This window comes from Pseudomonas sp. SID14000 (assembly GCF_002165135.1).
Taxonomy (GTDB): domain Bacteria; phylum Pseudomonadota; class Gammaproteobacteria; order Pseudomonadales; family Pseudomonadaceae; genus Aquipseudomonas.
Window position 1 is genome coordinate 203,888 of record NZ_NFZQ01000006.1, and the last position, 25,423, is coordinate 229,310.

The 25,423-nt window shown below is 59.4% G+C and carries 27 protein-coding genes and 1 pseudogene; 11 read left to right on the forward strand and 17 right to left on the reverse strand.

Going from position 1 to position 25,423, the window contains the following annotated elements; translation table 11 throughout:
• Nucleotides 1–3 precede the first annotated feature (3 nt).
• From CAY82_RS11185 to CAY82_RS11200, 4 genes are read right to left on the reverse strand one after another with little or no spacing between them, the layout of a single operon-like run.
• A complete protein-coding gene (locus CAY82_RS11185; RefSeq protein WP_087501247.1) occupies nucleotides 4–573 on the reverse strand; it encodes a DUF6162 family protein in 570 nt (189 codons plus the stop codon).
• Nucleotides 570–890, reverse strand: coding sequence for a hypothetical protein (locus CAY82_RS11190; RefSeq protein ID WP_087501248.1), 321 nt, complete (start codon nucleotides 888–890; stop codon nucleotides 570–572). Before CAY82_RS11190 ends, CAY82_RS11185 begins: the two co-directional genes overlap by 4 nt.
• Nucleotides 887–1,426 (reverse strand): thiamine pyrophosphate-binding protein, encoded by a 540-nt coding sequence (locus CAY82_RS11195; protein ID WP_087501249.1) that lies wholly within the window; start codon nucleotides 1,424–1,426, stop codon nucleotides 887–889. The genes CAY82_RS11190 and CAY82_RS11195 overlap by 4 nt, the downstream gene beginning before the upstream one ends.
• Nucleotides 1,423–2,616, reverse strand: a complete 1,194-nt coding sequence (locus CAY82_RS11200; protein WP_087501250.1) for a PepSY domain-containing protein — start codon at nucleotides 2,614–2,616, stop codon at nucleotides 1,423–1,425. Before CAY82_RS11200 ends, CAY82_RS11195 begins: the two co-directional genes overlap by 4 nt.
• 274 nt (nucleotides 2,617–2,890) lie before the next feature.
• Between CAY82_RS11200 and CAY82_RS11205 the strand changes: the two genes are divergently transcribed.
• Nucleotides 2,891–3,325 carry a hypothetical protein gene (locus CAY82_RS11205; protein WP_087501251.1) on the forward strand — a complete coding sequence of 145 codons (435 nt, stop codon included), beginning with the start codon at nucleotides 2,891–2,893 and terminating at the stop codon, nucleotides 3,323–3,325.
• Nucleotides 3,326–3,477: 152 nt separating this feature from the next.
• On the opposite strand, the gene pbpG is transcribed toward CAY82_RS11205, so the two are convergent.
• A complete protein-coding gene (pbpG, locus tag CAY82_RS11210) occupies nucleotides 3,478–4,404 on the reverse strand; it encodes a D-alanyl-D-alanine endopeptidase (protein WP_087501252.1) in 927 nt (308 codons plus the stop codon).
• Between the two features lie 647 nt (nucleotides 4,405–5,051).
• Here pbpG and CAY82_RS11220 point away from each other — a divergent pair.
• Nucleotides 5,052–5,663: a DUF2239 family protein gene (locus tag CAY82_RS11220; protein WP_087501253.1), complete on the forward strand. Its 612-nt coding sequence runs from the start codon at nucleotides 5,052–5,054 to the stop codon at nucleotides 5,661–5,663.
• Nucleotides 5,664–5,835: 172 nt separating this feature from the next.
• Here CAY82_RS11220 and CAY82_RS11225 read toward each other — a convergent pair.
• From CAY82_RS11225 to CAY82_RS11245, 5 genes and pseudogenes are all read right to left on the reverse strand, one after another.
• Nucleotides 5,836–6,193 (reverse strand): annotated as a pseudogene (locus tag CAY82_RS11225) (transposase); the annotation flags it as partial.
• Nucleotides 6,194–6,714: 521 nt separating this feature from the next.
• Nucleotides 6,715–7,860, reverse strand: coding sequence for a cysteine desulfurase family protein (locus CAY82_RS11230; RefSeq protein WP_087501254.1), 1,146 nt, complete (start codon nucleotides 7,858–7,860; stop codon nucleotides 6,715–6,717).
• An 8-nt stretch (nucleotides 7,861–7,868) separates the two neighbouring features.
• Nucleotides 7,869–8,870: a hypothetical protein gene (locus CAY82_RS11235; protein ID WP_087501255.1), complete on the reverse strand. Its 1,002-nt coding sequence runs from the start codon at nucleotides 8,868–8,870 to the stop codon at nucleotides 7,869–7,871.
• 9 nt (nucleotides 8,871–8,879) lie between these two features.
• Nucleotides 8,880–9,341 (reverse strand): L-alanine exporter AlaE, encoded by a 462-nt coding sequence (gene alaE, locus CAY82_RS11240; protein WP_087501256.1) that lies wholly within the window; start codon nucleotides 9,339–9,341, stop codon nucleotides 8,880–8,882.
• A gap of 776 nt (nucleotides 9,342–10,117) precedes the next feature.
• The gene (locus CAY82_RS11245) at nucleotides 10,118–10,792 is read right to left on the reverse strand and encodes a polysaccharide lyase family 7 protein (protein ID WP_087501257.1); all 675 of its coding nucleotides are present in this window, start codon (nucleotides 10,790–10,792) and stop codon (nucleotides 10,118–10,120) included.
• Between the two features lie 237 nt (nucleotides 10,793–11,029).
• Between CAY82_RS11245 and CAY82_RS11250 the strand changes: the two genes are divergently transcribed.
• Nucleotides 11,030–11,353, forward strand: coding sequence for a DUF1654 domain-containing protein (locus CAY82_RS11250; protein ID WP_087501258.1), 324 nt, complete (start codon nucleotides 11,030–11,032; stop codon nucleotides 11,351–11,353).
• 37 nt (nucleotides 11,354–11,390) lie between these two features.
• Here the strand turns inward: CAY82_RS11250 and CAY82_RS11255 are convergent, their stop codons facing one another.
• Nucleotides 11,391–12,215, reverse strand: coding sequence for a S24 family peptidase (locus tag CAY82_RS11255; RefSeq protein ID WP_087501259.1), 825 nt, complete (start codon nucleotides 12,213–12,215; stop codon nucleotides 11,391–11,393).
• A gap of 163 nt (nucleotides 12,216–12,378) precedes the next feature.
• Between CAY82_RS11255 and CAY82_RS11260 the strand changes: the two genes are divergently transcribed.
• A complete protein-coding gene (locus tag CAY82_RS11260) occupies nucleotides 12,379–12,744 on the forward strand; it encodes a chemotaxis protein (RefSeq protein WP_087501260.1) in 366 nt (121 codons plus the stop codon).
• A gap of 200 nt (nucleotides 12,745–12,944) precedes the next feature.
• Here the strand turns inward: CAY82_RS11260 and CAY82_RS11265 are convergent, their stop codons facing one another.
• Nucleotides 12,945–13,127, reverse strand: a complete 183-nt coding sequence (locus tag CAY82_RS11265) for a hypothetical protein (RefSeq protein WP_087501261.1) — start codon at nucleotides 13,125–13,127, stop codon at nucleotides 12,945–12,947.
• A 94-nt stretch (nucleotides 13,128–13,221) separates the two neighbouring features.
• Nucleotides 13,222–13,566 (reverse strand): hypothetical protein, encoded by a 345-nt coding sequence (locus tag CAY82_RS11270; protein ID WP_087501262.1) that lies wholly within the window; start codon nucleotides 13,564–13,566, stop codon nucleotides 13,222–13,224.
• A 162-nt stretch (nucleotides 13,567–13,728) separates the two neighbouring features.
• On the opposite strand from CAY82_RS11270, the gene CAY82_RS11275 reads away from it, so the two are divergent.
• Nucleotides 13,729–14,550, forward strand: coding sequence for a shikimate 5-dehydrogenase (locus tag CAY82_RS11275; protein ID WP_087501263.1), 822 nt, complete (start codon nucleotides 13,729–13,731; stop codon nucleotides 14,548–14,550).
• 128 nt (nucleotides 14,551–14,678) lie between these two features.
• Here CAY82_RS11275 and CAY82_RS11280 read toward each other — a convergent pair whose 3' ends face one another.
• The 3 genes from CAY82_RS11280 to CAY82_RS11290 form a co-directional block, all read right to left on the reverse strand.
• Nucleotides 14,679–14,921, reverse strand: coding sequence for a hypothetical protein (locus CAY82_RS11280; protein ID WP_063914904.1), 243 nt, complete (start codon nucleotides 14,919–14,921; stop codon nucleotides 14,679–14,681).
• A gap of 96 nt (nucleotides 14,922–15,017) precedes the next feature.
• Nucleotides 15,018–15,545, reverse strand: a complete 528-nt coding sequence (gloA, locus tag CAY82_RS11285; protein ID WP_087501264.1) for a lactoylglutathione lyase — start codon at nucleotides 15,543–15,545, stop codon at nucleotides 15,018–15,020.
• 225 nt (nucleotides 15,546–15,770) lie between these two features.
• Nucleotides 15,771–16,130, reverse strand: coding sequence for a histone-like nucleoid-structuring protein, MvaT/MvaU family (locus CAY82_RS11290; RefSeq protein WP_087501265.1), 360 nt, complete (start codon nucleotides 16,128–16,130; stop codon nucleotides 15,771–15,773).
• Nucleotides 16,131–16,491: 361 nt separating this feature from the next.
• Here CAY82_RS11290 and CAY82_RS11295 point away from each other — a divergent pair, with 361 nt between their 5' ends.
• Together CAY82_RS11295 and cobF are read left to right on the forward strand one after the other, a co-directional pair.
• The gene (locus CAY82_RS11295) at nucleotides 16,492–17,781 is read left to right on the forward strand and encodes an OprD family porin (protein ID WP_087501266.1); all 1,290 of its coding nucleotides are present in this window, start codon (nucleotides 16,492–16,494) and stop codon (nucleotides 17,779–17,781) included.
• 67 nt (nucleotides 17,782–17,848) lie between these two features.
• Nucleotides 17,849–18,598 carry a precorrin-6A synthase (deacetylating) gene (gene cobF, locus CAY82_RS11300; protein ID WP_087501267.1) on the forward strand — a complete coding sequence of 250 codons (750 nt, stop codon included), beginning with the start codon at nucleotides 17,849–17,851 and terminating at the stop codon, nucleotides 18,596–18,598.
• A 122-nt stretch (nucleotides 18,599–18,720) separates the two neighbouring features.
• Here the strand turns inward: cobF and CAY82_RS11305 are convergent, their stop codons facing one another.
• Nucleotides 18,721–19,071 carry a response regulator gene (locus tag CAY82_RS11305; protein WP_087501268.1) on the reverse strand — a complete coding sequence of 117 codons (351 nt, stop codon included), beginning with the start codon at nucleotides 19,069–19,071 and terminating at the stop codon, nucleotides 18,721–18,723.
• 245 nt (nucleotides 19,072–19,316) lie between these two features.
• Between CAY82_RS11305 and CAY82_RS11310 the strand changes: the two genes are divergently transcribed.
• The 4 genes from CAY82_RS11310 to CAY82_RS11325 are packed head-to-tail and all read left to right on the forward strand — an operon-like array spanning nucleotide 19,317 to nucleotide 25,394.
• Nucleotides 19,317–22,784, forward strand: coding sequence for a response regulator (locus CAY82_RS11310; protein ID WP_087501269.1), 3,468 nt, complete (start codon nucleotides 19,317–19,319; stop codon nucleotides 22,782–22,784).
• Nucleotides 22,781–23,602: a protein-glutamate O-methyltransferase CheR gene (locus CAY82_RS11315; RefSeq protein WP_087501270.1), complete on the forward strand. Its 822-nt coding sequence runs from the start codon at nucleotides 22,781–22,783 to the stop codon at nucleotides 23,600–23,602. The genes CAY82_RS11310 and CAY82_RS11315 overlap by 4 nt, the downstream gene beginning before the upstream one ends.
• Entirely contained in the window at nucleotides 23,599–24,174 is a 576-nt protein-coding gene (locus CAY82_RS11320) for a chemotaxis protein CheB (protein WP_087501271.1), read from the forward strand. The genes CAY82_RS11315 and CAY82_RS11320 overlap by 4 nt, the downstream gene beginning before the upstream one ends.
• The gene (locus CAY82_RS11325) at nucleotides 24,168–25,394 is read left to right on the forward strand and encodes a hybrid sensor histidine kinase/response regulator (protein ID WP_087501272.1); all 1,227 of its coding nucleotides are present in this window, start codon (nucleotides 24,168–24,170) and stop codon (nucleotides 25,392–25,394) included. The genes CAY82_RS11320 and CAY82_RS11325 overlap by 7 nt, the downstream gene beginning before the upstream one ends.
• Nucleotides 25,395–25,423: the final 29 nt, after the last annotated feature.

The following is a 25,423-nucleotide window of genomic DNA, read 5'->3' on the forward strand; positions in this document are numbered from 1 at the left end:
GGTTCAGTGACGGTGTTCGCGGGTGACCCCGGCGTCGTAATGGCTGACCACCTGCTGCCAGCCGGCGGTAATCAGGGCGCCCTGGCCGAGGTCGTCCGGGGGCACGGCGGCGCTGTCCCGGCGCAGCCAGACATCGGCTTGGCCGGTGCTGTCGGCCGGCAGGATCAGTAGCAGGCTGCCGGCCACTTCCGGGGCCTGGCTGCGGCCCAGGTAGGCCCCAGGTTCCAGCCACGACCATTGGTGGCTACCGCGGCTCTGGCTGCCGGCATCGACCACGAACGGCGGCAGGCCTTCCTCGGCCAGGGCCTGTACGCTGGGCGCCGCAGCGTTTTCTTCACGCAGCAGCTGGATCTCGTCGAAGGCCACCTGCAGGTCGGTGTACAGGCCTTGCTCGGCAGCGGTGAGGTCGCGACGGGCGTCGATCTGGTGGCCGGCGATGGCCTGTTCGCCTTCGCGTTCACCGCGTAACAGCACTACGCTGGCGGCGAGTACCACGATCAGCAGGCTGACCAGCAGCACGTACAGGGTTTCGTGCCCGGAACCGGCCGGGCGAACCACTTGGGCGCGGCTCATGGCTGGGCGATATCGGCGTAGTCGACTTCCACCACGTGCCCGGGGCCGGCATCGAACAGCACGTAGAATTCACCGTCCGGGCGCTTGAAGGTCAGTGTCGAGTCATCACCGAGCTTGCCGCCGACCAGCACCTGTTCGTCGTAACCGATCACATCCAGGGTTACCCCGGGGGCACCGCTGCCGTCCGAGAAGCCGCCGGTGCACTTGACCTGGCCGCCAGGCAGTTCTTCGCACTCGCACATCGGGTTGTGCGCCAGGGCCGGGCCGGCGGCCAGCGCCAGCAAGGGCAGGGCGAGGGTGCGCATCAGGTGCTTCATTTCTTGCCTCCTTGTTTCTCGAGCCAGGCCACGGTGGCTGGCGATGCCTGGGTCAGGGGGACCGACGCCTGGTGGATGCTGCCGTCCCAGCCTTCCAGGGTGATCCAGATCTGCGCGTCGGGCTTGGTGCGCGGCGGTATCGGCAACGAGGTGCCCATGTTGTAAGGCGCACCGAAGAAAATGGTGCCGGCGGCGCGCAGGCTGCGCGGTTTGCCGATACGCAGGTAGGCCGCCTTGACGTCGTTGATGCAGGCCTTGCACAGCGACGCATTGAAGACCTTGAAGTAGCCGGCCGGGCCGTCGGCGCGGGGGGGCTCGTCACGCAGTTCGGCCAGGTCCAGGGTATAGGGGCCGACCTGGATATCGCTGATCACATTGGCGCCAAGCCCCGCCTCGCCGCGGAACAGCCTGGCATCGGCGAAGTACTTGGGCATGAAGCCCAGCGGGATAAGGATCAGCAGGATGTTCAGGTGAAAACGCCACTTCAGCCAAAGCTGCTTCAGCGGGCTGGCGGGTACGGTTTGGCCCTGGCTCATGGGCGGATCTCCACGGAGGGTTCATTGCGCGCCATGCGCGGCACGCGCTCGCTGCGCTTGAGGGCTGCGGCGGTAGCCTGGGCGGTGCGCCTGGTCCAGATCAGCAAGCCGCTGAACACCATCAGGGTGAGGACCAGGCCGAAGAAGAACCACACCAGCTTGATCGGCAGGCCGCCGAAATCGCCGGTGTGCAGCGGGCGCATGGACTCGGTTATGAACTCCAGGGCCGAGCGGTCGCTAATCAGGAACTGACTGTCTACGTTACGCGTGTACGGGTTCACCGAAGCGCTCTGGAACATCAGCGGGTACCAGCCCGGCCCGGCCAGGGTGACGTGACTGTAGGCGGTGGCCGGCAGCGAGATGAAGTTGATCTCTAACCCCGGGATCGCCAGCCCCGCGATGCGCGCCGCTTCATCCAGGTCGATACGCGCTGCCGGGCTGCCATCCGGAGTTTGCGGCACATCCTCACGAGCGATCACCGGCACGATGGGCCGGCTGGAAATGGTGACGTGGTTGTCGGACAGGATCGCCTGGATCAGGAACCAGGTGCCGGTGATGGAGATGACTGCAATGAACCAGATTGACCAGACCCCGGCCAGACGGTGCAGGTCGCCCCAGAAAATACGCGAACCATGGCCGGTGCGCACCGGCTTGAAGAAGCCCTTCCAGAACTTCTTGTACACCACCAGGCCAGTAACCAGCGAAGCCAGCATAGGCAGGCCGAGCAGCGACACCAGGTACCAGCCCCAGCTGAAACCATTGGTGAACGGCACCAGCCACCAGCCGTGCAGAGCGCGGGTGAAGGCTTCGAAGTTGAAGTCCGGGGTCTTGCCCTGGATGGCCCCGGTGTAAGGGTTTACATAAAGCGTCGGGCTGGTGCCGTCAGGCAGGGTGACATCGGCTTTGACCGCGAAGTGCGAACCGTCGGGCTGGCTGAGCCGCTCCACCACCATGCCTGGCTCGGCCTTGTGCAGGGCCTCCAGCACCTGCTGGAAGCTCAGGCGCTCGACGTCGGCGTCGGGCTTGTTGGCGCGCACGGCCGGGTCGGCCAGCCAGACGATTTCCTGGCTGACCACGGCGAGCATGCCGGTGAAGCAGACGATCAGGACAAAGAACCAGATCGGCAAGGCGAGCCAGCTGTGGACCAGGAACCAAAGCCTGGATTTGGATTTTTTCGGTGATTTGGCCATCTGACGGTCTTCTGCAAGGGGGAGTCGAGCCTGTTCCCAGCCAAAGAGGGGCTGTACTGATAAGGACGAATGAGAATCGAAAACCTGCCGTTTTAAATGCAAGCAAATGTTTCAGGGCGCAAGGGAGCCTGAAGCTGGCGCGATCCTGTAGCGGCCTTGTGTCGCGAAAGGGCTGGCAGGCGACTGGCCGCTTGCAACAGGGGCTAAAGACCTGCGCCTGCCAGCCGATAGGCAGAACAACCCAAGGACCCATTTGCAACGCATGGAGAAAGACATGACAGGTATTGCAGCAGTCAGCATCAGCACCACGGCCCAGGCGGTGAGTACATCCCAGGTCGCCGACAGCCAGGATGGGCAAAAGACTGAAGAGAGTGGGGCCAGCACTCAGGCTGATACGTCGAAAGTGAACGGTGGCGGCCAGGCCCAAGGGGCCCAGGGCAGCAGTGAAAGTTCGGAACCTGCGCACATCAAGCAATTGCGCGAGATGATCAAGAAGCTGCAGAAGCAGTTGGCCGAAGAACAGAAGCAACTGGCCCAGTTGATGGCGCAGAAGATGGACGAAACGACCAAGCTCGCAGCCGTGACCGCCAGGCAGGCGAGTATCGCGACCATCAATGGTGAAATCCTGCAGGCCACCGCGCAGTTGCTCGAAGCACTACAGAAGACGGGTGGCAGTAGCGCGGGCGGGATGGTCAGCACCACAGCCTGACCGCGGATACGGTCCCCTGTAGGAGCAGCCTTGTGTCGCGATGGGCCGCGAAGCGGCCCCGGGATTTGGCATTACCGCCCAAATCGTCGGGGCTGCGTTGCAGCCCATCGCGACACAAGGCCGCTCAGGGACCGGGTAGCACCAGGCGGTGGTTAATCGGCCGCCAGGCGCCCTTTGTTCTGCCGCTCCGCCTTGTACTGCATGGCCACCGCCGGCGCCGGCTTGGCAGCGCCGGTTTCCAGCCACTGGCGCATGCGGCTGGCATCGGCGAAGTGGGTGTACTTGCCAAAGGCATCGAGGATGACCATGGCCACCGGGCGGTTGTCCATGCGGGTCAGCAGCACCAGGCAGTGCCCGGCTTCGTTGGTGAAGCCGGTCTTGGTCAGCTTGATGTCCCAGTTGCTCTTGTTCACCAGATGGTCGGTGTTGCGGAAGCCCAGGGTATAGTTGGGCTTGCGGAAGGCCACGGTCTTCTCGCGTGTGGTCGACAGCTCGCTCAGCATCGGGTACTTGCGCGAGGCCATCAGCAGCTTGGCCAGGTCACGAGCCGTGGACACGTTTTGCGTCGACAGGCCGGTTGGCTCGACGTAGCGGGTGTGCGCCATGCCGAGGCTGCGGGCTTTGGCATTCATCGCTTTGATGAACGCCGGGTAGCCGCCGGGGTAATGGTTGGCCAAGGTATTGGCCGCACGGTTTTCCGATGACATCAGGGTAATCAGCAAGGTTTCGCGGCGGTCGAGTTGGCTGCCCAGGCGCACACGCGAATACACACCTTTCATTTCCGGGTTGTTGGCAATGGTCATGGTGAGCATCTCATTCATGGGCTGCTTGGCATCCAGCACTACCATCGCCGTCATCAGTTTGGTTACCGAGGCAATCGGCACCACGCGGTCGGCGTGGCTTGAATACAGCTCCTGGTTGGTGTTCAGGTCGATCAGCAGGGCACTGCCTGATGCAAGGTGCAGTTTGGACGGGTCACGTTGAACCTGGGCCGGGGGTTGTGCAGCAGCGGTCGACGGAAGGGTCGCAGTACCTGTGAGCAACAGCAGCAGGCTGAGGATGGACAGGGATGTTTTCACGTTGAGGCTCACTAAAAGTTGGTATGTCGTTGGCTGTGCAAGGGTTTTCCCCCTAAAAACCGCTGCATTTTGGAGTATGGCTGAATTGCTGTCGAATGCCTTATGACTAAAGGGCACAACGTGAACGAAATTTAATCCTCTGCCAATTCTGTACCAATTACGTTCGTTTCCAGTGTCGCCAATTCGGCCCAGTCGTTAGCCGAATTCAGCCACTTCGCGTAGGTGGAAAGGAGCACCTGAACCGAGTGCCAAGCTGCCCTGCAATGAAAGCGGGGTTCATCCCTGACATGAGGCACATCGTGGCATAAGCATGCCGGCAGTTGTACTGGGGGCGGGGCTTGAAGCCCTTCGCTTTGACCGCCTGGTTGAAGTGTTTGACGGCGGTCTCCGGTACGGTGATGTGTGGCGACGAGCCTGCTGGCTGGAAGATGAACGGCGACTCGGTCGACACCCGGCGCTTTTGTTTTGAGCGGTAATGCGCGATGTCCTTGGCTCTGGCCAGCGCGCCCAGGCCCGATTAGCCAAACGTTAGGGCGCGAAACGATGCGATCCCCGGAGAGTCTCGGTAATAATTTCATCCGGGTAATATTGACGAAGCAATTTTTACCCGGATAAAATTGCGCTACCCAATTTTCGAGGTAACGCAAATGAATGCAACCGAGCACACGTCATGGATCGCCTTCTCGAAAAGCAAATGCATCGCGTCAGGTGCGCCACGAGAGGTAGCAACTGACGTTAAGCGTATTGCCGATTCTCAGGCCAGCGATAACGTCCTGGTTTTTGACGCCAAGACAAGTCAGCGCATAGAAATCGATCTCCGCGGTTCCCTATCCGCAGTTCTTAGGCGCTTGCCCGCCGCACAGCAGCAGGAGCCCGCGCCTGATAGCGCTTTACCGACATCGTCGGGACGAACTGCTGGCCGCCCCAGGCTCGGTGTAATAGCGCGTGAAGTTACGCTGTTGCCGAGGCATTGGGAGTGGCTTGCAACTCAGCCAGGGGGCGCTTCCGTAGCACTACGCAAACTGGTCGAACAAGGTTTACGATCCAGCAAAGAGGCAGATCGACTGCGCCAAGCCCAAGAAGCCGCATACCGCTTCATGGAAGTGATGGCGGGAGACAGCCCTGGCTTTGAAGAAGCCACGCGCGCGTTATTCGCCGGCGATCTGGGCAGGCTGCAGCAGCTTGTTTCAAAGTGGCCTCGCGATGTTCGGAACCATGTGCTAACCCTCGCTGCCGTAACTGTGCCCAATAGTCCGTAAGCTACGTTTCCGGCCACCCCTCAGGGAAACTCCGAACGAGTCTCCCTGAGCCCGGAATAACCAATGTCCCGACGGCGCAATGCCGATTTCTAAGCCCTCATACGCTTCAAAGCCAGGGCTTTACCCTGGTTCTTGCGCTCTACCGGCCTACCTCTCCTGCAACGTTCAATAACTATCGGCGCACCATCCATAGATTCGACAGCGCAAACAGCGTGGTCAGTTGCGCCGTGTTCTTGACCAAGCCGCGAAAGCGAGTCTTTACATAGCCGAACTGGCGTTTGATCACCCGGAACGGATGCTCCATTTCCGCACGTACCTGCGCCTTGGCCTGTGCGATATTGCGCTTGGCTTTGTAGAGCGCTGCGTTTGCCCAAGTGTTTGTAAGTACTGCGTCGCGCAGCGATCTGCCAGATCACTGCCCACCCTTCATGCTCCGGTCTTTTCTAAGTCCCGGTATAGCCCGCATCCGCACAGACGATCTCTGCGCCATGCAGCGGATGGAGAAGTTCCGTTACGTCGGCCACGTTTGCAGGGTACTTGCTGGCCACCGCAATGCCCGCCGACACGCACTCGTCGAGTGGCTAGGCGGACCGTTCAATCCTGAGACGTTCGATATGGATGAAGCCAGGGAGCGCTTGGCTGAGTACGCAGTACTGAAAGGTGATCATCCCTGTGCAGTCCACTCTTCGAGAAAGTGCCCGCGTCGAGCCAGGTTCTCCCGCGCAAGTGCGATATCTAGCGCGAGCTCTTGCCGATCTCTGTAGGTTGCCTTGCTGATTCCCTCCCTGATGAGCAGTGGATTTCCCAGGTCGTCCTCGACCTGGAATCCTCATGGCATAAGTATGCCGACAGTTGTATTGGGGCGGTGTTTGAAGCCCTTCGCCTCGACCGTCTGCTGTTCGACCATGATCCGGCCGATGTGAGCCGTCTTCTTCTCGAAATCGATCCCGTCCCGGTGCAGCAACCCCACAGCAGTACGCGACTTCGCAGTACGACGAACGCGTATTCGTCGTACTGCTTCGTTCACTGATGTGGCTTACCGGTGGATTTGTTATTCCAGCGTCGAGGTTTCGATGTCATGTGAATGCAGTTCTTTCATGACAGCACAAAAGGTGAGAACGTCGTCCTCAACGTTTAGCGGGCTGAAAGAGATGCGCAAGGTAGAACTCATCTGAGAAGGGCTAAGCTTCATAGCGCTCAAAACCCGAGAAGGTGTAGAAGAGACACTGCTACAAGCTGAGCCTTTCGAGACGCAAATACCCCTTTGCGAGAGAAACTTGATCGCTTTGCTGGCATCGATACCGTGAAAACAGATGGAGAGTATATAGCCCGAAGTCTCACCGTCATGGGTGTTGAGCGAGAATGGGATATTTGATTGTTCGAGGGTCTTTTGAAGGAGCAGGTTCAAGGCACGAACGTGCTTATGGTATCCCTCGGCGTTGTTCTGATGATGTTCGAGAGCTCTATATAAAGACTCTACCCCGTAGAGATTCTCTGTGCCAGGCCTGACGCCAGCCTCCTGTTCGCCGCCGAACAACAAAGGGGATAGTCTGAAGCGCCGATTCAGGTAAAAAAAGCCGATCCCCTTTGCTGCTCCCAGTTTGTGGCCGGAACCGATAAGGGCATCGATATAGGTTAAATCAGGAGGGGTGACTTTTGTCAGTGTTTGTACACCGTCACAAATGAAAGAGACTTCCGGGTTTATGCTTTTTATGTTTTTGGCGATGTCGTCGATGGGTTGGCGCGCTCCCGTTTCATTGTTGACGCCCATGACCAATACCATTGCCGTATTCTCATTGAGCATGTCAAAAATAAAGGAGGCTTCTATGATGCCACGGTGATCGACGGGAGCAACGTGAACAATAAAGCCGGAGCGCCGCATATGTTCAACAGTGTTGAATATGGCAGGGTGTTCGATGGCGCTGACAATTATTTCGTTTCTTGTCGAATTGTTCATTTTGAGGAAGTTGCATCTTCCTTGAATGATCAGGTTGGCAGCTTCAGTGGCACCTGAGCAAAAATGGTACTCACTTGGGCGGCCGCCAAACATCATGCTCAGTTGTGCCCTGGTTTTTTCGAGCACTGCGTTGGCTCGTTCGCCGACAGGATGATTACTTGAAGGGTTTCCAGATGCTGGGGAGAAAACTACGGCATCTTCGAAAGGCAATGCAGAGGCCGCGCTGTCTAGGTAGATCATATATGTCCTTATATCAATTCCATGTTGTTGCGGTTTAGCAGGTCTTGTATCTGTTTTGTGAACTTGGCGCTGTCTGTGTCTGGGCGAGCAATCGTATCTTTTTCAAAGAAGCTGTGCTCGACCAGTTCTTCGTTATTAATGATGATCTGTGCGCAATTTCTGGAGAAATTCTCGATCAGCAGGCTGGCTGATATAACGCCGCGATAGACCTTCTCTCCGACGAACTCGTCATCTGCTCTTGCATAAATCGCAATATGGTCTACGGAGTTGTCGTATTGGCAAAGCAAGCCGCCGTAGGTCGCAGGGCAAAGAACTCGTCCGCCTGTTTCGTAGAGATTTATCACAGGATTCTTTTTCAAGCGGGCCATGGGGCAGTTTTCCAGGTCGCTCTGCTTGATTTGGCTCTCATTGCTCTTCCACCAAGAACCTCCGAAGTAGGCGTCTTCATCTTGGGTGTCGAACAGATAGGGAGTGGTCAACGAGAACATGCCCTGATCCTCGGTGGTGAGGAACAGTGAATTTGTTTTTTTGAATACCTCGTCTATGTAATTTGGATGAGTTGACTTGAGAAGCTCAAGCCCGGAGCGGGTCCGTCGCATGATTTTTCTGAAGAGATCATTGCCTTTGGATTGCAAATGAATGGCTACCTTGTCTAAAGGTATTTCACTCGCTGCGAGTATGTTTTTATAGGCGGCAGGGATGTAAGCGATCTTCTTGTTGTGTTGAATGTCCTGGGTGATTTTTCGTCGTTCATCGTTTCCTCCCTTGATGCCTATAAGGTCGGAAAGATACAAGTTTATCGATACGTTCTTGTTGTGATGCTTTAGGGCGTCATATAATTTAACGCCCAGTTTGAATGTCAGGGTCTCTGTCGGGCTGGGCTCTCCTTTTATACCGAAAGAATAGCCGTCGTGAGATGAAAATAAGGTGGTATGGCCACAGTCGATTACAATGTTTTCTCTCAGGTTTTTCTGCGATGTAATGGTGTGAACTATTGAATCAATGTCCATGTTGTCTTCTCAGTTCAGGTTGAATAGCTTGTTTCTGATGAACGCCCGGTAAATTCCATAGGGCCTGCCAACAAAGCCCGCAATAATGCAGAATATCAGGGCGGCCTTGATGGCCTGCATTAACGTTGCGCCACTTATGGTCATGTTGATCATGTAGAGAGGCAGTTCAAATGAGAGGTAGGCCAGCGTATCAACGAGGTAAGGTTTCAGGCCTTTGTCACTGTCGGAAATCCCGAATTTTTTAAAGATGTAATCGCGCCATATGCCAAAGGGGCGGGCAGTGCTGGTGATGATGAACAGTCCTACGAGTCGGGCGCTTAGATGCGTGCTGAGTGTCATCTGCGCAAAGCCAAGTTCGATAGGCAAGGAAATAAAGTAGCAAAATGTATTCAGTGCGAAGGTGTCTGCCCAGAAATTCTTTAAAGGCTGGCTACTTTTTTCTATGGGTAATTCGTTGTCTGTAGATAGCATGGTTGACCTCAAACTTTTCTTGATGGAGTATGGCCGTCAATAGGGGATCCGTGGCTGCTGTGTTGCGCAACTTTTGGCGCAATACGTATGGGGTGGTTGGTTCGCGATTTATTCGGAGGAGGGAGTGTTCTCTAGAAGTGGTAGTCCCGTCGGCTTTTTGAGGCGGGGCACTTTCGTCGAGATTGCAATGGTGGGTAAGATAAAGACGCGATAGAGATAGGCTTTTGGAGTGATAGCAAGCATGTGAATGGACCGTCCATTGGTCGTAACGCTTAAAGCACCATGGGCCACGATCGAGTATTTAGGCAGTTGATCGCGCCAGATTGTTTTAGCTGTGAATCATATTTAATGATTTGTGTGGCTAAATGGATGACTTTCGCAGAGTGCAGTATGTTGAGGGTTGGGATGTATTAACATAAATGCCTCCATGGCAGCGATGCTCTACTGTGGCAGTACTCTAATCCATGAAATACAGCGTCGTCTACCCCTGTGCTTAGCGCTGTGTGGTGCACGGAAGCAGAGCCGTTTGATTGATCTCTTATACCTTAGATATTCATATTTAATTAAATTCGTAAGGATCACCAATAATCTCGGTATGGCTTCTGTTTTATTGCGCAAATTACCTTTCGTTACTGGCGATTCGCAATTTTTCACCCTGGGTTCTGCTTGGAGTCAGTTTCTGTGTAGGACAGGAGTGGGTCCACGCAATCCAGGGCCATCCCGATGCAACCTGCGCTGGATGCGGGGCATCGGGATGTCTTGCCGGCTGCCTGGGGTCAGGCATGGATCAGCGAGAGTTCGCTGATGATGCAGATCGAGCCGTCATCGGCGGGCGTTGTATCGGTGTAGTCCACCTGGTTGTAGACCCCACCGTGGAACTCGAATAGCCGTGAAGCCCAGGTGCTGTCGAACTGTAGATCGCCGGACGAACCGGCCACACCGTTGCACTTGGCCGTCACGTTGATCACGCCTGCCGAGGTGGCGTGGATGCTCACCTCGAACTTCGCTCCCAGCGGCACCCCCTTCAGCACGGTCGAGTTCACCGGGTCAGTCTGGTTGTAGGTCCGTCGAAATCCCAAGGTGATGTCGCCCTTCTTCCAGAACACCTTCACGGGCGGGCTGTCGTCCCCGTATACATGCATCTGCGCGATGACCACCTTCTGCGCCCAGTTGACCTTGGTCAGCGTCATTTCCTGGCGGTTCCAGTGGTCCTTGGCGTGATCCAGGGGCCAGTATTCCGGTTCTGACCATTCGCAGCGGGTCCTGCGGGTGCTCTTGCTCGAAGCGCCTTTGGTGGGAGCAAACAACTGAATCGAACCATCGCTGAGCGCTGTCACGTAGCTCGGGTATCGAGCAAGCGCTTCGGTGCCGGTGAGTTCGGTCGCTACGGGGTTGATCGACGATACGGCTACCGGAACAGCGATTGTGAGGTTGCTGATATCTACGCTCATGGGGGAACTCCTGGATAAAGATGACGGTTTGCGCTACAGCAGCACGGAGGCGGCTGTCGGAATGAAATTTAGCCGTACGCTAATCATCGGTCAATAGCTATGAGCTAAAATTATTTCGCCGGGCGACAAATTACCTGTTGGCGAAAATTTTCTGCAGCGGGGGCTTTACGCTGGATTTGGCGGTGAGATAAGCTTTCCTTGAATACTGTACGAATATACAGCTATCAGGATAAGAATATGTCTAACCACATGAAGTCGACGCCCCATCAGCGCCAGGAAATAACCGGAATAGAGCGCCTTAGCTTGCGGGTGTCAGCGATGATCAACCACCCGCTCGCGCAGACGCAGCGCTGGGTGACGGTGCATCGTCTGGATACCGACGGTGATGCTGAATGGGAGGAGGTGATGGGCCTGTTGGCCGAGACGCCCGAGTTGGAGCTGACCTTCAACGACGACGAGAGTGTGACGGTGCGCTGGGAGCGTAGCAGCGTGGAGGAGCGTGACGACTTTGTCGTCGAGCAGGACAGCGAACAGCAGGTTGAGGAGGCGGCACCTTTCTGAGCATCAGAAAAAGCCCGCCGGAGTGGCGGGCTTCGCTTCATACAAGGTGCGCATTCCATACCAGCAGTACCCTGGCCTGGATATAGGTCTCTTCCCGGCGAATCATGCGATCTTTGTGTCGTGAGTTGTCGGAAATCATCTCGAAATGGTCCTCGTCCGCGATTTGTAGCCGCTTGATGTAGATGTGGTCGCCCCACGAGAAGAAGTAGATTCCATCGCCGACGAACTCGCGGATGCTGACATCCACGATCAGAGGGTCGCGGTGCTTGATGGTCGGTTCCATCGACTGGCCCCAGCCGGTCACCATCTTCAGGTGGTGGTGCTCGCTGAACTCCACGCCCAGCTCGCGCAGGTGGCTTGGGCTGACGCGAACATCCTTGAACATCTCGGGGTAGTCGTGGGGGATCTGACCACCGCCCATGGCCGCCCGAACGTCGTAGTGGGCGATCCATACTTCGTCACCCACCAGGCCTGGCCGAACATGTTCAGCCTTCACCAGCGTCGAGTCTGCCGGCTCCTCGGCGGCGGCCAGTAGCCTTTGCCGGGTTTCTTCGGGGATGCCTCTGCCGCTTCTGGCAAGCATCTGCTTGACCAGGTCGGCCGCTGAAAGCTTGCTGTCGCCAGTCTCGGTTGGCGCCTGCGCCTGGTCGCCCGCTGCCATTGCGTCGAACCATCCCCGCGGCAAGCCTTCGATGCCCTCGATTCTGCGGGCCACGTCATCGCCCAGGTTCTTCGCTGTCTTGTCCGAAAGAATCTGGCTCAGGTGCGCAGGCGCCATCCCCCAGCGCTCCGCGCAGGATCCCTTTCTCTGGCTGCCGATCAGCTTGACCAGGTTGTGCTTGCGAATTTCGTAGATGTCCATGAGGCGAAGCATGCCAGTGTTTAGCTAACTGCTAAATGTGCGCAAAGCTAAATTTATCTTGCTGTAATATTAGCCGTAGGCTAAATTTACTATGCAAGCAAGGAAAGCCACCGAGAAGCTGTTCTCCAGGGCTTACGAAATCACTATCCGTAATGAGGTTTTCATGGATCCGACGGACCTCGGCCCGGGCACCGTCACCTGGCTGGGCGGAACGGGCACCGTGTTGCTGGGTGCATTCCTCTGGCTGCGCAAGTGGCTGTCCAGGGATGCGGCCGACCGTGCGATGGACACCGCTGATATTGGCGTGGTCCGGCGCCTGAACGAGCTGCTCGATATCGAGCGTGACGCCCGAAGAGAAGCGCAGGCCAGGGCCGATCAGTTTGCCAAGGAGCGCAATGAGCTGGTGGTAACCGTAGGGCGCCTGGAAGGCAAGATCGAAGCGCTGACCAGTCGTCGCGGCCATCTCCCCCGGCAAGTCACCGTCCAGGGCGAGGGGATCGCCCGCCTGCGCGGGAAGCAGGGTGAGTGAAGGCGGCCCGCAAGACAGATTCTGTTCACGCCCATGCTATGGACTGCTTCTGTGTGGAGACAGCATGGCTTGATCAGATTCTGCCGCTGCCGGGGGCGCTCGATCTCACAGGCGCCACACAACTCTCGGCAAGCAAAAAAAAAGACCCGCCAGGTAGGCGGGCCAGAAGGGCGTAGGGAGCAACGCACAACAAATACGGGTCAGGCGACCAGGGTGCCTGGTTGCAACTGTTCGACCAGTGCCTGGGCCGAGGCGAGGGTCGGCATCGGGCCGCTTACGGCTTCGCCGTTGCGTACCAGGTACCAGCACGCCAGCAGACCCTGCTCACGCAGTGAGTTGGGGACGGCACTGCCGACAACGGACATGATCTGGATAGTGGCCATGGGGACCTCCTGTAAAACATGGCCCTACCTTACGCAGCAGCCGGGACGGTTTGAAATTAACTTCCTCGATAGTGGTCATTGGTTCTATCAACATTTACCAGCGCGGCGGGCCGTAATACACCGGCGGCGGGCCGTAGTAGGTGCGGTAGCCGGGGGGCGGTGGCGCTGGCGCGTAGTACGGCTGGTAGTACACCGGCGGTGGCGGTGGTTGCACGTACACCGGTGGCGGCGCGTAATAGACCGGCTGGCGCTCGACGTACACCGTACGGTCACGTCCGCCATAAACCGTCGCCCCGACCACGGCGCCAACCACGGCCGCACCCAGCAGCGGTCCCGGGCCATACCAACCGCCATGGCCATGGCCGCCGTGGGCGACAGCGGGCGCGCTGATGGCCAGAGCACCGACCAGCAGGGCGATTCCGGGAATGTGACGGTTCATAAAGAAACCCTCGCAAGGACACCCCAAGTGTGGGGTCCTATTAATATGACTCCACTCTTCGTCAGCTGAGCACGGGGGAACGGTAAAGGTTGTGTAAGGGACGACCAGCGGTCACCTCTGTTACGCTGAACAAACGTTTCAGTTATGACAAAGGAGCAGGTTATGTCGACAATTCCCAGCAGAGACACCGTGCTGTGTATCTCCCTGGCCGGCCGCCCCGGCACCTTTGGTGTAAGGTTCCACAACCACCTGTACCAGCAGTTGGACCTGGACTTCTACTACAAGGCCATGCGCACCGACGACCTGCCGGCGGCGGTGGCAGGGATCCGCGCTTTGGGTATCCGCGGTTGCGGGGTATCGATGCCGTACAAGGAAGCCTGCATGGCCCTGGTTGACGAGATAGACCCGTCGGCGGCGGCCATCGAGGCGGTCAATACCCTGGTCAATAGCAATGGTCACCTCAAGGCCTACAACACCGATTACCTGGCCGTACGCCAGTTACTTGAACAGCACAAGGTCGACCCGACAACGGCGTTTGCCTTGCGCGGCAGTGGTGGCATGGCCAAGGCTGTGGCTAGCGCCTTGCGAGATGCCGGGTTCGCTGAAGGCATCATCGTTGCGCGTAATGAGCAGGCCGGGCGGCAGCTGGCGGATGTGTGTGGTTATCGCTGGGTATCGGAGCTGGGGGACCTGTGCCCACCCATGCTGGTGAACGTGACGCCGATCGGCATGGCGGGCGGGCCGGACGCCGAGGCGTTGGCATTTTCCGAGAACGCCATCGCTGCGGCGGAGCGGGTGTTCGATGTGGTGGCGATGCCGGAATGCACACCGTTGATCCGGCGTGCGCAGGCGTTGGGCAAGCCGGTGATCACCGGGCTGGAGGTGATTGCGCTGCAGGCGCTGGAGCAGTTCGTGCTGTACACCGGAGTGCGACCGACTCGGGCGCAGGTGGAGGCGGCGGTGGCGTACGCCCGGGATATCTGACTACTCCTGTACCGGCCCTTTTGCGGGTAAACCCGCTCCCACAGGGATAGCGCCGTTGCTACATGCCGGCGCTATCCCTGTGGGAGCGGGTTTACCCGCGAAAGGGCCGGTACAGGCAACAACAAGAATCAGAACACCTTGTGCCCTTCATCCAGCTGCTGGTCGACCAGCGCCCGGCCATGGGCCAGCGACACATGCTGCGCGTTCTCAAGGTCGGAGAAGAACTTCATAGGCATCGACATGCGCTTGCTGGTGTGCCCGTCGGGGTCGGTGATCAGGCACCCGGCGGCATAGGGCAGAGGGGAGTCGGGGTGGGGCATCACGCTGGCGGTGATGGTGTGCTTGCGGTATTCACAGTGAAGAGATTGCATCGTCCTTACCTCGCTGTGGCATGTGAAGCAGTTACCTTCGTATACCACAGCAAGGGGCCGGAAGTTCCCGGCCCGACGAGCGAGCGGCTATAACGCTTAGCCTTTGAGTTCGGTCGGCTGGATCACTTCAATCCAGTAACCGTCCGGGTCCTTGATGAAGGCCAGATAGTTCATGCGCCCATCCTGCAAGCGTTTCTGGAACGGCACGTCCAGTGCCTCGAAGCGCGCGCAGGCGGCGCGTACGTCCGGTACCGATATGCAGATGTGGCCGAAGCCGCGCGGGTCGGTGTTGCCATTATGGTAGGCAAACTCGGCATCGTTTTCGGTGCCGTGGTTGTGGGTCAGCTCCAGCACACCGGGGATCGATTTCATCCACTGGTGGCGTTCGCTGTCATCGTCAGGGATCTGCGCCGGATCGACCAGGGCCAGGAAGTACAGGCTGAAGGCAGCTTCGGGGAAGTCGCGCTTGTCCACCAGGCGGAAGCCCAGTACGCGGGTGTAGAAGTCCAGGGACTTCTCGATTTCCTTGACCCGCAGCATGGTGTGGTTGAAGACGAACTGGGCGGTGGCGGTGTCCGGCTGTGCGGTGACGCCAGGCAGGGTTTGCAGATCGTGCAGGCTCATGGGAACTCCTGAGACGGGGCCGGGCGCAGGGCGCCGGCAAAACAGACAGGCTGGCCATGATACGGCAGTGCGCCGATTGCGCAAATGAAAGCGCCCTGCACAAGGCAGGGCGCTGGAATTAGAGGCCCGCATGTGCGGGCGCGTGATGGGGTCGCTAATCCTTTAGCTGTCTCGATACTGAGCCAGCCCTTGTGAAAAATGTGTGAAGTGCGTGTGGACGTTTCATCAGCGTACCCAGCTTTCTACCGTGGCGGCGCCATACTGTTCTTTCCAGGCTTTGAGCCCGCGGTGGTTGCCACCTTTGGTCTCGATCCGCTCGCCGGTGTGCGGGTTGGTGTAAACCTTTACCACGCGCGGGCGGCGCTGTTGCTTGGGCGCTGTACTGGAAACCCGGGCCACGGCCTTCGGGTCGAGGATGGCGATGATATCGCGCAGGCTCTTGTCGTAGCTTTTCATCAGGCCGACTAGTTTCTGCTCGAATTCGATTTCGCGTTTGAGGCCGGCATCCTTTTTCAACGCTTCCAGTTGCGCCATCTGTTCCTGGAGCGCTTTTTCGGCAGCACGAAACTCTGCAAGTCTGGACACTGTAATCACTCCTGTACGTCGGTCGTGGCAGGGCGTAACGAACATTGAAGAAGAATAAAAACGCCGGCCACGCGGTTGGTTTTCGCTGTTCGCTGATATGGAGTGTAGTCATTCGTGAGTACTGGGTAAACTGCAAACTTTTTGTAAGTAATTCGGGAACTTTCCTAGTTTTGCGTGCGGTATTTCCCGGTTTTTCCGCGGTTGCCTCGTGGTGCGCTTAGACCATGGTCCAATGGCTTGTGCCAGAGCCTTCGCGCGATAATTTCAGATCATGGCCGGCTATTGTTCGGCCCCCTCGCAGTACCGTGGCAAATACGTGCCACAGGTTGTTTACTCGCCTTGATTCTGGATGTTTCCTCGCATGTTTGCCCCTTTCCCTCTCGCCCCCGGGCGTCGTGTTGCCGGCCTGTTTCTGTTGTGCGCCGGTGTCAATGCCCAGGCCGCCGGTTTTCTTGAAGACAGCAGTGCCAAGGTCGAAGCACGCAATGTCTATTTCAACCGGGACTTTCGTGACGGCCACAGCAGTTCCAGCCAGGGTGCGTCCAAACGCGAAGAATGGGCACAAGGCTTCATCCTCAATGTGCAGTCGGGTTTTACCCAGGGGCCGGTAGGTTTTGGCGTGGATGCGCTGGGCATGTTCGGCTTCAAACTTGACTCCAGCCCGGCGGACAGTAACAGCGGCCTGCTGCCGTCTTCCGGTCACGACCCGCGGCACTCGGAGGACCAGTACGCGAAGATGGGCCTGGCGGCCAAGGCCAAGGTTTCCAATACCGTGCTCAAGTACGGTTCGATGATGCCGGATATGCCGCTGCTCAAGTACAACGATGGCCGCCTGCTGCCCACCATGTTCCATGGCGCCATGCTCACCTCCGAAGAAGTGCGCGACCTGAAGTTCACCCTGGCCCGCCTGAACAAGTACACCGCACGGGACTCCACCGACCGTCAGGACATTCGCGTGCATTGCAAGAACAAGCGCTATGCCTGCGATATCGAGGCTGACCACTTTGACCTGGCCGGCGTCGATTACCGTTTCAACGAGCGGTTCAGCGCCCAGTACCAGGTGGCCAAGCTGGAGAACATCTACCGTCAGCACTTCCTTGGCCTGGTGGCCAGCCAGCCGTTGGCGGTGGGCAGCCTGTCGGCCGACCTGCGCTTGATCAAGAGTGATGAGATCGGCAATGCCCGCGCTGGCGAAATCGACCATCGCGCGTTCAGTGGCATGCTCGGCTACAGCCTGGGTGGTCACAAGCTCAGTGCCGGCTGGCAGCGCATGTATGGCGACAGTGCCATGCCATACCTGGATGGCACCAACCCGTACCTGGTCAACTATGCCCAGGTCAATGACTTTGCCGCCGCCCGGGAACGCTCCTGGCAGGTGCGTTATGACTACGACTTCAAGGCCATGGGTGTGCCCGGCCTGACCTTCTTCACCCGTTATATCAACGGTGACAATATCAAGGTGCCGGGCAGCATGGTCGAAGGCAAGGAGTGGGAACGCGACACCGAGTTCAAGTACCAGGTGCAAAGTGGCACGTTCAAGGATGTCAGCGTGCGCCTGCGCAATTCCACTTACCGCAGCAACTATGAAAAGTGGGCGCGGGACATGGACGAGACGCGGGTCATTGTCAGCTACAACTTCTCCATCTTCTGACGGGTCGCTTTGCCAAATACCGGCAGCCACCTGACAATGGCTGCTGGATCCCGCAAAGGGTAGGGTAATGAAAGACCTGTTGCTGATCGGCATTGGCCCGGGTGACCCGCGCCAGATCACCTACGAGGCGGTCGATGCGCTGCGCCAAGCCAGCGTGTTCTTCGTACTCGACAAAGGTAGTGACAAGGACGCGCTGGTGCACCTGCGCAAGGCCATCCTGCAACGCTACCGGCCCAAGGGCGGCTACCGCCTGGTGCAGGTGGCCGACCCTGCGCGCGATGACCGTGCGGATGACTACCTGGGCGCGGTGCAGGACTGGCACCGGCAGCGTGCGGCGCTGTATGCCCAACTGATCGAGCAGGAGATTGGCGAGGGGGAAACCGGTGCCTTTCTGCTGTGGGGTGAGCCGACCCTGTACGACAGCACCCTGCGTATTCTTGACCTGGTTCGTGAGCGTGGTGTGGCGTTGCGGTTACGAGTAATTCCGGGCATCAGCAGCGTGCAAGCGCTGGCCGCGCGTCATCAGGTGCCGCTCAACCGTATCGGCGAGCCGTTGACCGTGTTGCCAGGGCGGCGCCTGGCCGGGCAGGGGCAGATCGACAATGTGCTGGTGATGCTCGACGGGCAGTGCGCGTTTGCCCGGCTCGAGGATCCGGCACTGATGATCTACTGGGGCGCGTACCTGGGGACCGAGGATGAAGTGCTGATTGCCGGGCCGTTGCAGGCGGTGAAGGCGCAGATCCTGCAAGTGCGCGAGCGGGAGAGGGGGCGCAAAGGGTGGATCATGGATACCTACCTGTTGCGCAGGGAGCTGTAAAGTTGGGTTGCCGGTGCCGCCCTCTTCGCGGCTAAACCCGCTCCCACAGGTGCTGCACCAACCCTGCAGGCTGTGGGGACCCTGTGGGAGCGGGTTTACCCGCGAAGCGGGCGACACCGATCTCAAGGGTTACCCAGAATCCCCACCACCTTCTCCCGCAACTGGTCGATGCCGAACGGCTTGCCGATCAGGTGCATGCCCTGCGGCACGTCGAAACTGTCGGCATAACCACTGGCGAACAGAACCGGCAACAGCGGCCGCAGTTCGCGTGCCTTGGCCGCCAATTCTTCGCCGCGCATGTCCGGCAGCCCCACATCGGTCATCATCAGCGCCAGCTCCTGGCCCGGGTCCTCGAGAATACACAGCGCCGCACGGGCATGCTCCGCCTCGATGACCGTGTAGCCCAGCTCGTCGAGCACTTCGACCATCAGCATGCGTACGATGTCGTCGTCTTCGACTACCAGAAGGTGCATGGTTCGGATCCTGTGCAAATGAATGTCTTTAATCTGTGCACCGGACGGCAGCAGAAGTTCCCGAGAATACCGGCCCCAGCAATCAGATGGAACGATTGGCGCGCGCTGCCTTCAAATACTGGCTAAATGCCCTGCCAGACTCGGCAAAGCTGGTTAGACTCGCTTAACAGGACGCAGTGGCAGATAACGACAACGAGTGATCCGCCACACTTTTCAATGGACTTTTCTAGCTCGGGCGTTTTCATATGATTCAAGCAGCCTCGATGGACCAGCGAAGCTTCCGCAAACTGTTGAGCCGCAACGTCGGCCTACCCCTGGGGGTGGGCCTGCTGGGGGCCGTGGCCTTCGTCGCGGTGATCAACTACCTGCTTTCGGCCATGCAGTGGGTCGAGCACACCGACCAGGTAATCGGCAATGCCAACGAAACGGTCAAGCTGTCGATCGACATGGAAACCGGCATGCGTGGTTTCCTGATTACCGGCGACGAGCGTTTCCTCGACCCCTACGAGGTGGCCAAGCCGCGGATCCTCGGCAGCCTGCAGAACCTGCGTGCCATGGTCGAGGATAACCGGCAACAGGTCGAGCGCATCGACCGGCTGATCGCCCTGCAGCAGGCCTGGAACACCTTTGGCAGCGAGATGATCGCCCTGCGCCGCAGTCAGGGTGACTACAGCGCCTTGATCGGCAACGGCCGCGGCAAGCGCCTGACGGACGAGATCCGCAAGGAGTTCGACGCCTTGATCGGCAACGAACAACAGTTGCGCATGGCGCGCAACGAGAAGGTCAGCAATGTCACCGTCACGGTCATATCGTCCTTCGTGCTGTTCATCGTAGGCCTCAGTGCCTTGCTCGCCTACCTCGGCCGCCGCGACCTGCTGGCGCTGTCGGCTACCTATGACGAAAACTTCAACGCCCAGCAGCGCGCGGCCGAGCGCCTGGAGCACCAGGCCTGGCTGCGCAACGGGCAGACCCAACTGGCCGAACAGGTGCTGGGCCAGCTGACCCTGCCCATGCTCGGTGAAAACATTCTGCGTTTCTTCGCCGGTTACCTGGGCAGCGTGGTGGGCGCGTTGTACCTGCGTGACGAGCATGGCCGTCTGGTACGTGTGGCCAGCTATGGCCTGGATGCCGAGGAACAGGCCCGTGAGCAGGTGCTGGCCGATCACGAGGGGCTGCTGGCCCAGGCCGTGCGCGAAGCGCGGCTGCTGCGCCTGGAAGACTTGCCCGAAGGTTATTTCCACCTCAGTTCCGGCCTGGGCCGGGGCCTGCCGCGCAGTGCCGTGCTGATGCCGGCAAGCGACAACGGGCAGATCAACGGCGTGCTGGAGCTGGGCTTCTTGCGGCCGTTGCAGGAGCGTGACGAGGAACTGCTGCAGCGGGTCGGTGGCAACCTCGGCATCTCCATCGAAAGCGCCCGTTACCGGCAGCGCCTGCAGGAAGTGCTGGCCGAGACCCAGCAACTGAACGAAGAGCTGCAGGTGCAGCAGGAAGAACTGAAAACCGCCAACGAAGAGCTGGAAGAGCAATCCCGCGTGCTCAAGGAGTCCCAGGCCCACCTTGAGGCCCAGCAGGCGGAACTGGAGCAGACCAACGAGCAGCTGTCCGAGCGCACCGAGGCGCTGGATCGCAAGAACGACGAACTGCTCCATGCCCAGGACGAATTGCAGGCGCGTGCCGAGGAGTTGCAGCGTGCGAGCAAGTACAAGTCCGAGTTCCTCGCTAATATGTCCCACGAGCTGCGCACGCCGCTTAACAGCTCGCTGATCCTGGCCAAGCTACTGTCGGAGAACGGCGAGGGCAATCTCAGCGACGAACAGGTCAAGTTCGCCGAATCCATCTACTCGGCCGGCAACGACCTGCTCAACCTGATCAATGACATTCTCGACATCGCCAAAGTGGAAGCCGGCAAGCTCCAAGTGCGCCCAGAAAACACTCAGGTGGATCGCCTGGTCGAAGGCCTGCGCGGCATGTTCGAGCCATTGGCCGAGCACAAGGGCCTGTCCTTCGAGGTGACTGCCGAGGCGCAGGTGCCGGCTACTCTGTTCACCGACCGCCAGCGCCTGGAGCAGATCCTCAAGAACCTGCTGTCCAACGCCATCAAGTTCACCGAGCGCGGCCAGGTCAGCCTGAACATCGGTTACCAGCCTGGCACCGGCATCGTCTTTGCCGTGCGCGATACCGGCATCGGCATCGCCACCGACCAGCAGCAGGCGATCTTCGGCGCCTTCCACCAGGTCGATGGCACCAGCAACCGCCGTTTTGGCGGCACTGGCCTGGGCCTGTCCATTTCCCGCGACCTGGCGCACCTCCTGGGCGGACAGATCAGCGTCGACAGCAGCCCCGGCCAGGGCAGTGTGTTCAGCCTGATACTGCCGGAGCGGTATGAGCGCGTGGCGCAGGATATCGAGCCGCTCAGCCTGCGCCCGACGGTCGATAGCCTGCCTCCGGCGCCGCAGGCACCGGTGGTGGCGGCACCGAAACGCCCGACACCGGCGTTCGACGACGACCGTGAGCGCGCGCCGTTCGGCAACCGCTGCATTCTGGTGATCGAGGACGAACCGAACTTCGCCCGCATCCTCTTCGACCTGGCCCACGAGCTGGGTTACAGCTGTCTGGTGGCGCAGGGCGCCGACGAGGGCTTCGAGCTGGCCACCCAGTACATCCCCGATGCCATCCTGCTGGACATGCGCCTGCCCGACCATTCCGGGCTGACCGTGCTGCAACGTCTGAAGGAGCAGGCCAGCATCCGGCACATACCGGTGCATATCATTTCCGTGGAAGACCGGGTAGAAGCTGCCATGCACATGGGTGCCATCGGCTACGCGGTCAAGCCCACCAGCCGCGAACAACTCAAGGAAGTGTTCGCCTGCCTGGAGGCCAAGCTGACCCAAAAGCTCAAGCACATCCTGCTGGTGGAAGACGACGACCTGCAACGCGAGAGCATCGCCCGCCTGATTGGCGACGACGATGTCGAGATCACCGCCGTGGCCATGGCCCAGGATGCCCTGGCGTTGCTGCGCGAGAACATCTACGACTGCATGATCATCGACCTCAAGCTGCCGGACATGCTCGGCAACGAGCTGCTCAAGCGCATGACCGCCGAGGACATTCGCGCCTTCCCGCCGGTGATCGTGTATACCGGGCGTAACCTCACCCGCGAAGAAGAGGCCGACCTGCTCAAGTATTCGCGCTCGATCATCATCAAGGGCGCGCGCTCGCCGGAGCGCCTGCTCGACGAAGTGACGCTGTTCCTGCACAAGGTCGAGTCGCAGCTGTCCAACGAGCGCCAGCGCATGCTCAAGACCGCGCGCAGCCGCGACAAGGTATTCGAAGGCCGCAAGGTGCTGCTGGTGGACGACGACGTGCGCAACATTTTCGCCCTGACCAGCGCGCTGGAGCACAAGGGCGCGATGGTCGAAATCGGCCGCAACGGCCGCGAGGCCATCGAACGCCTGGAGCAGCATGACGACATCGACCTGGTGCTGATGGACGTGATGATGCCGGAAATGGACGGCTTCGAGGCTACCCGGCTGATCCGCCAACAACCGCGCTGGCGCAAATTGCCGATCATTGCCGTGACTGCCAAGGCGATGAAGGATGACCAGCAGCGTTGCCTGCAGGCCGGCGCCAATGATTACCTGGCCAAACCGATCGACCTGGACCGCTTGTTCTCGCTGATCCGCGTGTGGCTACCGCAACTGGAGCGAATTTGACTAGCGAACGTAACACCGATATCGAAATTCGCTTGCTGATCGAGGCCATCTACCTCAAGTACAGCTACGATTTCCGCAACTATTCCGGAGCATCGATCAAGCGCCGGATCCTGCATGCGCTGCGCCAGCTCGACTGCCTGACGGTGTCGGCGCTGCAGGAGCGCGTGCTGCACGACCCCGGTATGTTCATGCAGTTGCTGCAGTACCTGACGATCCCGGTCAGCGAGATGTTCCGTGACCCCTTGCACTTTCTGGCACTGCGCAACGAAGTGGTGCCGCTGCTTCGCACCTGGCCGTCGATCAAGGTATGGATTGCCGGCTGCAGCACGGGCGAGGAGGTGTATTCGATGGCCATCCTGCTGCGCGAGGAGGGCTTGCTGGAACGGACCATCATCTACGCCACCGACATCAACCCGCATTCGCTGGACAAGGCCAAGCAGGGCATATACTCGATGCAGAGCATGCGCGAGTATGCCGAAAACTATCGCATCGCCGGTGGCCGGCGGGACTTTGCCGAGTACTACACGGCAGCCTATGGCAACGCCATCATGGACAGCACCCTGCGCGACAACGTGACCTTCGCCGACCACAGCCTGGCCACCGACAGCGTGTTTTCCGAAACCCAGCTGGTGTCGTGCCGCAACGTGCTCATCTACTTCAACAAGGAACTGCAGGATCGCGCCCTGGGCCTGTTCCATGAGTCCTTGTGCCACCGCGGCTTCCTGGTGCTGGGCAGCAAGGAATCGGTGGACTTTTCCGCCTACAGTGAGCGCTTCGAGCCGCTGGTCAAGCCCGAACGGATCTACCGCAAATCATGAACGGCGTGCGCGCGGTGGTGATCGGCGCCTCGGCAGGTGGTGTGACAGCCCTGTTAACCGTGCTGGGCGCGTTGCCAGCCAGCGTCACCATCCCGGTGATATGCGTACTGCACCTGCCGGACAACGGCCACAGCCAGCTGGCCGAGGTATTGCAGCGCCGCCTGCAGCGGCCAGTGTGCGAGGCCCGTGACAAGCAGTCGCTGCGCCCCGGGCAGATCTACGTGGCCGGGCCGGGTTACCACCTGTCGGTGGAGCGTGACCTGACCTTGTCGTTGAGCCAGGAGCCGCCGGTGCATTTTTCCCGGCCGGCGATTGATTACCTTTTCATGTCGGCGGCCGATGCTTACGGTGCCGGCCTGCTGGGCATGCTGCTCACCGGTGCCAATGAGGATGGCGCCGAAGGCCTGGCCTATATCAAGCACAATGGCGGCCGGACCGTGGTCCAGGACCCTTGTGACGCACAGGTGGCGCTGATGCCGGAGGCTGCCCTGGCCCTGCACCAGCCCGACCATATCCTTTCTTTGAGTGGTATCGAGCAATTGCTCGCCGCCCTGGAACCCAGCGCATGCTAAGCCACACCATCGCCAAACTGCTGATCGTCGACGACCTGCCAGAAAACCTGCTGGCCCTCGACGCCCTGATCCAGGGCAAAGACCGCGAGGTGCACCAGGCCCAATCGGCCGAGGCAGCGTTGTCGCTGTTGCTCGAGCACGAGTTCGCCTTGGCCATCCTCGATGTGCAAATGCCGGGCATGAACGGTTTCGAGCTTGCCGAACTGATGCGTGGCACGGAAAAGACCCGCAACATCCCCATCGTGTTCGTCACTGCCGCCGGGCGCGAGATGAACTACGCGTTCAAGGGTTATGAAAGCGGTGCGGTGGACTTTTTGCACAAGCCGCTCGACACCCTGGCAGTGAAAAGCAAGGTGTCGGTGTTCGTTGACCTGTATCGCCAGCGCAAGGTGCTCGACCGCCAGTTGCAGGCCTTGGAACGCAGCCGGCAGGAGCAGGAATTGCTGCTGGCCCAGCTGCAAACGGCGCGGGGTGAACTGGAACATGCCGTGCGCATGCGTGATGACTTCATGTCGATCGTTGCCCACGAGGTGCGCACCCCGCTCAATGGCCTGATCCTGGAAACCCAGCTGCGCAAGCTGCACCTGGCGCGCGGCAATTTCGCTGCCTTCAGTGGCGACAAGCTGCAGGCCATGGTCGAGCGCGACGAGCGGCAGATCAACAGTCTGATCCGTCTGGTCGAAGACATGCTCGATGTGTCGCGCATCCGCACCGGCAAACTATCGCTGCGGCCCAAGGCGTTCGACCTGGGCCAGCTGGTACGTGGCCTGGTGGAGAACTTCGCTGCCCAGGCCACCGCATTGGACACTCATATCGAGTTGCAACGCTGCGAGTCGCTGCAGGGTGAGTGGGACGAATTTCGCATCGAGCAGGTGCTGGCCAACCTGCTGTCCAATGCCTTGCGTTATGGTGAGCGCAAACCGGTGCAGGTGCGGGTGTTCGAACAGCACGGCCTGGCATGCGTGCAGGTGCAGGATCATGGTATCGGAATCTGCGTGGCCAACCAGCAGCGCATCTTCCAGCAGTTCGAGCGGGTCGCCACTCAGCAGGCCAGTGGTGGGTTGGGCCTGGGGCTCTACATATCGGAACAGATCGTGCAGGCCCATGGCGGGCGAATACTGGTCGAGAGTGAAGAGGGCAAAGGCGCCACCTTCACCTTGCAATTGCCACTGGCAACCTGTGAACAACAAAACGACCAGGTACGGGCAACCTCTGCCTGAGCCTGGGGTCTGATGGCCAGCTGTAAGGA